Origin of the sequence: Streptomyces flavotricini (genome assembly GCF_020639365.1) — a bacterium.
Lineage (GTDB): Bacteria > Actinomycetota > Actinomycetes > Streptomycetales > Streptomycetaceae > Streptomyces > Streptomyces flavotricini.
In genome coordinates this window covers 4,789,248-4,796,109 of record NZ_JAINUL010000001.1, presented here as the reverse complement: position 1 = coordinate 4,796,109, position 6,862 = coordinate 4,789,248, and the positions used below count along the sequence as shown (strand labels likewise).

The following is a 6,862-nucleotide window of genomic DNA, read 5'->3' as shown; positions in this document are numbered from 1 at the left end:
TCTGGCGTTGATTTTTGGCACGCTGTTGAGTTCTCAAGGAACGGACGCTTCCTTTGTACTCACCCTCTCGGGCTTTCCTCCGGGCTTTCGTTCTTCGTTCTTGCGTTTCCGACTCTATCAGATCCTTTCGGGCCTGACCCCCGGTCAGCGGGGTTTGTCTTCCGGGCTGTTGGGCCCTTCCGACTCCCAGAACTCTAGTGGATTTCCCGACCGATTCATAATCGGCCTTCGGAAATTAATTCGGGCATGCCGAATTGGTTCCCGGTGGGAGATCGTGCTGAGTTGGGTGCCGCAACGAGGCGGCGGGATGTGTCGTCGCCAAAACCTTCCGGCTCTGGGACAACTCGAAGAACCTTACGGATCCGCGGGGTCGGTGTCAACCCCCCAGCTCAAGTGCCGGTCAGCTCGGCGACTGGAGGTCCTCGACGCGGTCCAGGAGCCGCGTGAGCATGTCGCCCAGCACCCCCCGCTCCGCCGTGGAGAGGTCCTGGAGGAGGTCCTCCTCGAAGACCGTGGCCGCCCTCATGGCGTCGAGCCACTTGCTGCGGCCCTCGTCCGTGAGCTCCACGATCACGCGGACCCGGTTGGACTCGTCCCGCTCGCGCGTCACCAGTCCCTCCGCCGTCATGCGGTCGATCCGGTGGGTCATCGCCGCCGGCGTGAGGCCCAGCTGCTTCGCGAGCTCGCTCGGGCCCATCCGGTACGGGGCTCCGGAGATGACGAGGGCCTTGAGGACCTCCCACTCCGCGTTGCTGATGCCCAGAGCGGCCGTCTGGCGTCCGTACGCGACGTTCATGCGGCGGTTCAGCCGGCTCAGCGCCGAGACCACCTTCTCGACCTGCGGATCGAGGTCCTGGAACTCGCGCTGATAGACGGCGATCTGCTCGTCGAGGCTCGGCTCGTGGACGGGCGCGGTGCCGTCGGGGGTGTCACCCATGGTTCGAAGTATCGCACGGGCCCGTTGGCATCTAACTCCTTCGATGTGTAGAGTTAAGGGTCGAAGTTTAGGTATGAAGTCTTCGGGCTTCAGTTCTCAAAGGCGGTGAGAAGTGACCAGGGTGATGGGCGCTGCGATGCGGCGGATCCAGGCCGGCAACGCGTTGACCGCGTTCGGCATCGGTTTCACGGTTCCGTTCCTCTACATCTACGTGGCGCAGGTGCGGGGTCTGGGTTCCATGGCGGCCACGAGCGCGTTCGTGGCCTTCGCCGTGAGTGCCCTGGTCGCGCTTCCCCTCACCGGTCGGGTCATCGACCGCCGAGGTCCCGTCCCCGTGGTCATCGGCGCGGCCGTCGCCGCCTCGGCCGGTGCGCTGTCGCTCGGGCTGTCCACCGGCATCGTGCCGATCCTGCTGTCCGCCCTGGCGCTCGGCGCCGGGCAGGCCGTCATGCAGCCCGCGCTGGCCACGATGATCGTGTGGTGCTCGACGCCGGGCACCCGTACCCGTGCCTTCGCGCTCCAGTTCTTCATGCAGAACCTGGGTCTGGGCATCGGCGGTCTCATCGGCGGCCAGATCGTCGACGAGAGCCGGCCCGCCAGCTTCACCCTGCTGTTCGGCATCGAGGCCGTGATGTTCCTGGTCCTGGCCGGGGTCATCCTCACCGTGCGCATGCCGCACGCGCCGAGCATCAAGGACGCCGTGCCGCGTGACGCGTCACGGTCCGGCGGTGCGTGGAAGCGGCTGCTCGAGCACCAGGCCATGGTCAAGCTGCTGGTGCTGGGCTTCGTGATCTTCTTCGCCTGCTACGGACAGTTCGAATCCGGTCTCGCCGCCTTCGGCACCGAGGCCGCCGGGATCTCCCCGTCGACCCTCGGCTTCGCGCTGGCCGCCAACACCGGTGCGATCGTCGTGGCGCAGTTCGTCGTGCTGAAGCTGGTCGAGAAGCGCCGCCGGTCCCGTGTCATCGCGCTGGTCGGCCTGATCTGGACCGTGGCGTGGGTCATCGCCGGGTTCTCGGGGCTGGGGCACGGCAGCGCGATGATGGCCGCCGCCGCGTTCATCACCACGTACGCGCTCTTCGGCATCGGCGAGGCGATGCTGTCGCCGACCCTGGCCCCGCTGGTCGCCGACCTGGCGCCGGAGGGTTCGGTGGGCCAGTACAACTCGGCCTTCGCGCTGGTCAAGCAGATGGCGCTGGCCCTGGGACCGCTGGGCGTGCCGCTGGGTGCGGGTGTGCCGATGCTCTACATCGGGGTGTTCGTCGCGGTCTCGCTGGGGATCGCGTGGCTGGCGCTGCGCCTCGGCAAGCAGCTGAGCCCGGTGCAGGACAAGCCGTCGCTGCTGAAGGACGAGGCGGTGCCGGCGGTGGTCGTGCCAACCTCCGAGCCCGAGCGCGTGCCCGCGTAGGAGAGCGCGAGACACGAGATGCGAGTGAGGCCCGGTCCCCCGTGGACCGGGCCTTTCGCGTACCCGGCGCCCGCTACTTGTCCGGCAGGGCGAACTCGCACCAGACGGCCTTGCCGCCGCCCGGGGTGCGGCGCGAGCCCCAGGAGGAGGCGATCGTCGCGATGATCGAGATGCCGCGCCCGGTCTCGTCGGCCGGTTCGGCCCGGCGGCGGCGCGGGAGGTGGTCGTCCCCGTCGGTGACCTCGATGATCAGGCGGCGGTCGGTGCGGCGCAGCCTCAGCCGCATGGGCGGGGTGCCGTGCTGGAGGGAGTTCGCGACGAGCTCGCTGGCGGCCAGGACGCCGAGGTCGCACAGCTCGACCGGGAAGCGCCAGGAGGCGAGGACTCCGGAGGCGAAGGCGCGGGCGCGCGGGGCGGCCTCGACGCCGCCGAGGAGTTCCAGGGCGGCGTTGTGGAAGAGCTCGGCGTCGGCTCCGGTGCGGCTCGGCTGCTGGAGGACCATGACGGCCACGTCGTCGTCGTGGTCGGCGTCCACGCCGAGGGCGCGCATCAGGCGGTCGCAGATGACCGCCGGAGTGCCCTGGGCGCCGGAGAGCGCGCGTTCCAGGGCGGCGACGCCCTCGTCGATGTCCTCGCCGCGCCGTTCGACGAGGCCGTCGGTGTAGAGGACGGCCGTGGAGCCGGGGCCCAGGGCGATGGTGCCGGAGGTGTGCAGCCAGCCGCCGGTTCCGAGCGGCGGGCCGGTGGGGTCGGCCGCGCGGCGCACGGTGCCGTCCTCGTCGCGGACGAGGATCGGGAGGTGGCCGGCGGAGGCGTACGCGAGCAGGCCCTCGTTGGGGTCGTGGACGGCGTAGACGCAGGTGGCGATCTGGCTGGCGTCGATCTCGGCGGCGAGCCCGTCGAGGAGCTGGAGCACCTCGTGCGGGGGCAGATCGAGGCGGGCGTAGGCGCGGACGGCGGTGCGCAGCTGGCCCATGACGGCCGCGGCGCGGACGCCGCGGCCCATGACGTCGCCGATGACGAGGGCGGTGCGGCCGGCGCCGAGGGTGATGACGTCGTACCAGTCGCCGCCGACGGCGGCCTCCGTGCCGCCGGGCTGGTAGGTGGCGGCGATGCGGAGGTCGTCGGGCTGTTCGAGTTCCTGCGGCAGGAGGGAGCGCTGGAGGGTGACGGCGGCCTCGCGCTGGCGGCGCTCGCTGGCGCGCAGCCGTTCGACGGCTTCGGCGTGGTCGGTGACGTCGGCGAGGTGGATCAGGACCCCGGTGTGCCGGGGGTCGGCTTCGCCTTCGGTGTCGGCCTTGGGGAACTCGACGGGGGTGCAGGTGACCGTGTACGAGCTGGTGCCGCCCGGTGCGGTGCGGTTCTTGGCGGTACGGGGCTTGCCGCTGCGCTGGACCTGGTCGAGGAGCGGGAGGAGGCCGAGCTCGCCGAGTTCGGGGAGGGTTTCGTGGGCGGGCGCGCCGGCGGGGCGGGGGCCGAATCCGGCGGTGTAGGCGTCGTTGACGTAGGCGACGCGGTGCTCGGGGCCGTGGACGAGGGCGACGAGGGCCGGGAGCCGACCGAGGACCTCCCGTACGGAGAGCTCGTCGAGGGAGGGCACGGCGGCGAGGACGCCGCTGCCGCTGCCCGGGCCGGTGCCTGCGCCGCCCGTCCCCGTGCCGGAGACGGTGGGGTCCGCGGGGTCGTCGTCCGGCGCCGTGGCGTGGCGGGCGGCGGCGCGGGCTGCCGGGACGGCGCCCTCACCCCGCTTGGCCTGGGCGGCGGCGTGTTCGGACCGGGCGGCGGCGCGGCGCTGCGTTCCGGGAAAACGGGCGCTCCAGCGCGTGAAGTTCACTGCGTTCAAGCCTCGTGGTGTCGCAAGTGGTCGCTGTGCCGTGAATGTCACTGTGTGCAGGCGTGGGCCCACCTATGGTCACACGTCCAGTGTGGCCGAGCGCACTGACAACGTCAGCCCTGACTGTCCTTCGGGGGGTTGGGGGCGGGTGGGGGCGGGGGGAATTTGTGGCCTTGTCCTGCGGCGAGTTCGAATTCTGCCCTGGGGTGTTCGAGGGAGCCGAGGGAGACGATCTCACGCTTGAAGAGGCCCGAGAGGGTCCATTCGGCAAGGACGCGCATTTTCCGATTGAAGGTGGGGACCCGGCTGAGGTGGTAGGTGCGGTGCATCAGCCAGGCGGGGTAGGCCTTGAGCTTGCGGCCGTAGAGGAGGGCGACGCCCTTGTGGAGGCCGAGGGAGGCCACGGAGCCCGCGTACTTGTGCGCGTACTCGGTCAGGAGCTCGCCGCGCAGGGAGGCCACCAGGTTGTCGGCGAGGACCTTGGCCTGGCGGACGGCGTGCTGCGCGTTGGGGGCGCATTCGCGGCCGGGCTCCTCGGCGGTGATGTCGGGGACGGCGGCGGCGTCGCCGGCGGACCAGGCGTGTTCGACGCCGTCGACGGTGAGGAAGGCGGTGCAGGTGAGGCGGCCGCGTTCGGTGCGCGGGAGGTCGGAGGCGGCGAGGACCGGGTGCGGTTTGACGCCCGCGGTCCACACGACGGTGCGGGTGGGGAAGCGGGCGCCGTCGCTGAGGACGGCGACGCGGTTCTCGCAGGATTCGAGCCGGGTCTCCAGGCGTACGTCGATGTTGCGGCGGCGCAGTTCGCGGACCGTGTAGACGCCGAGTTCGGGGCCGACCTCGGGGAGGATGTGGTCGCTGGCCTCGACCAGCACCCATTTCATGTCCTCGGGCTTGATGTTGTGGTAGTACCGGACCGCGTCGCGGGCCATGTCCTCCAGTTCGCCGAGGGCCTCGACGCCCGCGTAGCCGCCGCCGACGAAGACGAAGGTGAGGGCGGCGTCGCGGAGGGCGGGGTCGCGGGTGGAGGAGGCGATGTCCAGCTGTTCGATGACGTGGTTGCGCAGGCCGATGGCCTCTTCCACGGTCTTGAACCCGATGGCGTAGTCGGCGAGTCCCGGGACGGGCAGGGTGCGGGAGACAGATCCGGGGGCGAGGACGAGTTCGTCGTACTCGATCTCCAGCGGACCGGTGCCCTCGTCCTCGGTGGCGAGGGTGGCGACGGTCGCGGTCCGCTTGGCGTGGTCGATGCGCTGGGCCTCGCCGATGACGATGCGGCATTTGCCGAGGACGCGGCGGAGCGGCACGACGACGTGGCGCGGGGAGATGGAGCCGGCGGCAGCCTCGGGGAGGAAGGGCTGGTACGTCATGTAGGGCTCGGCACTGACCACCGTGACCTCGGCTTCGCCGGCTCTGAGCTTTCGCTGGAGCCGGAGCGCCGTGTACATGCCGACGTAGCCGCCGCCGACGACGAGGATGCGCGTACGGGGCGGGGTACCGGGGGCCGTGCCCCGGGAGTTAGCAGCCTTCACCATCCCATGACGCAACGTGGCCGGGAGTTTGTCCACAGCCCTGACACATTGTGTGACCGGAGGGGGTGCCGGTACGGGGCTGTCGGATGGCTTGAGTGGGGGTGGAGTTCCGCAGGTCAGGTGGTGCGGAAGGGGTGATTCCGGGGGCTTGGATCGGAAAAGTGGGGGTGAATGCTCCGATCGGGCGGTGGTCCGTCCGGGGCTGCCTCTTCTGAATTGACTCTGGCTCAACTATGTTCGTATCTCGTCGAGGAGTAAGACCGGGGCCCACATGACCGTGGCCCACCTCGACACGAAGGCGGGGAGTGTCTCCGGGGGGAGACAAATGATTACCGGGGGATACATATGCATATTTCCGATTTCCATGGTTCCGCGACCGCGCTCTCGAGTGAGAGCAGCGGCCGCCTGATGGCCGGCGGCACGACGCACGGCGTGGGTCGCTCCACGCCGCTGCGCGTCGACGCCCAGCGCAATCTCGAACACGTGCTGCGCGCTGCCCGCGAGGTGTTCGGCGAGCTGGGCTACGGGGCCCCGATGGAGGACGTGGCGCGGCGCGCCCGCGTCGGCGTCGGCACCGTGTACCGGCGCTTCCCGAGCAAGGACGTCCTGGTCCGCCGGATAGCCGAGGAGGAGACCGCCCGGCTGACCGAGCAGGCCCAGGCCGCACTGGGCCAGGAGGAGGAGCCGTGGCAGGCGCTGTCGCGCTTCCTGCGCACCTCCGTGGCCTCGGGCGCCGGGCGGCTGCTGCCGCCGCAGGTGCTGCGGGTCGGCTCGGCGGGCGAGGACGAGATCGAAGAGCCGTCGGCGCGGGTTCCGCACCAGCGCCAGGCGGGCGTGACCGGCGGGGCTCCCGATCTGCGGGTCGTGGGCGCGCGGACTCCCGTCGAGGACGAGCCCTCGGAGGACGCGGGCGCGGGCGCACTGCTCGAGGTCGTCGGCCGGCTGGTGGACCGCGCCCGGGAGGCGGGTGAGCTGCGCGGTGACGTCACGGTGGCCGATGTGCTGCTGGTGATAGCCACGGCCGCTCCGGCGCTGCCCGACGCGGCGCAGCAGGCGGCGGCTTCGTCCCGGCTGCTCGACATCCTGCTCGAAGGGCTGCGGTCCCGGACGGCCTGAGCCGTACGGGGCACGGTCCTCGCGGACGCCCCCGCGGG

General features: G+C 70.9%; 5 protein-coding genes. 2 read left to right on the top strand and 3 right to left on the bottom strand.

Annotated elements, in window-relative coordinates; translation table 11 throughout:
• Window positions 1-400 precede the first annotated feature (400 nt).
• Window positions 401-937: a MarR family winged helix-turn-helix transcriptional regulator gene (locus K7B10_RS21750; RefSeq protein WP_030292304.1), complete on the bottom strand. Its 537-nt coding sequence runs from the start codon at window positions 935-937 to the stop codon at window positions 401-403.
• Between the two features lie 124 nt (window positions 938-1,061).
• On the opposite strand from K7B10_RS21750, the gene K7B10_RS21745 reads away from it, so the two are divergent.
• Window positions 1,062-2,345 (top strand): MFS transporter, encoded by a 1,284-nt coding sequence (locus K7B10_RS21745; RefSeq protein WP_267502229.1) that lies wholly within the window; start codon window positions 1,062-1,064, stop codon window positions 2,343-2,345.
• A gap of 73 nt (window positions 2,346-2,418) precedes the next feature.
• Here K7B10_RS21745 and K7B10_RS21740 read toward each other — a convergent pair whose 3' ends face one another.
• Together K7B10_RS21740 and K7B10_RS21735 are read right to left on the bottom strand one after the other, a co-directional pair.
• A complete protein-coding gene (locus K7B10_RS21740; RefSeq protein ID WP_229345279.1) occupies window positions 2,419-4,179 on the bottom strand; it encodes an ATP-binding SpoIIE family protein phosphatase in 1,761 nt (586 codons plus the stop codon).
• Between the two features lie 113 nt (window positions 4,180-4,292).
• Window positions 4,293-5,711 carry an NAD(P)/FAD-dependent oxidoreductase gene (locus K7B10_RS21735; RefSeq protein ID WP_229338226.1) on the bottom strand — a complete coding sequence of 473 codons (1,419 nt, stop codon included), beginning with the start codon at window positions 5,709-5,711 and terminating at the stop codon, window positions 4,293-4,295.
• A 342-nt stretch (window positions 5,712-6,053) separates the two neighbouring features.
• On the opposite strand from K7B10_RS21735, the gene K7B10_RS21730 reads away from it, so the two are divergent.
• Window positions 6,054-6,824: a TetR/AcrR family transcriptional regulator gene (locus tag K7B10_RS21730; RefSeq protein ID WP_229338224.1), complete on the top strand. Its 771-nt coding sequence runs from the start codon at window positions 6,054-6,056 to the stop codon at window positions 6,822-6,824.
• Window positions 6,825-6,862 lie beyond the last annotated feature (38 nt).